The sequence below is a fragment of the Shigella sp. FC1967 genome (assembly GCF_001743005.1).
In the GTDB taxonomy this organism is placed as follows: domain Bacteria; phylum Pseudomonadota; class Gammaproteobacteria; order Enterobacterales; family Enterobacteriaceae; genus Proteus.
The window spans coordinates 1-301 of the sequence record NZ_MIIZ01000073.1 but is presented as its reverse complement, the minus strand read 5'-3'; the positions used below and the strand labels follow the sequence as shown (position 1 = coordinate 301).

General features: G+C 51.8%; 1 rRNA gene. It reads right to left on the bottom strand.

Features of this window, described 5'->3' with window-relative positions:
• Positions 1–301 (bottom strand): 23S ribosomal RNA (locus BHE89_RS00580); the annotation flags it as partial.

Below are 301 nucleotides of genomic sequence, written 5' to 3'. Positions count from 1 at the left end.
CGCCGTGTGTCTCCCGTGATAACATTCTTCGGTATTCGCAGTTTGCATCGAGTTGGTAAGTCGGGATGACCCCCCTAGTCGAAACAGTGCTCTACCCCCCGAAGATGAGTTCACGAGGCGCTACCTAAATAGCTTTCGGGGAGAACCAGCTATCTCCCCGGTTTGATTGGCCTTTCACCCCCATCCACAAGTCATCCGCTAATTTTTCAACATTAGTCGGTTCGGTCCTCCAGTTAGTGTTACCCAACCTTCAACCTGCCCATGGATAGATCACCGGGTTTCGGGTCTATACCCTGCAACT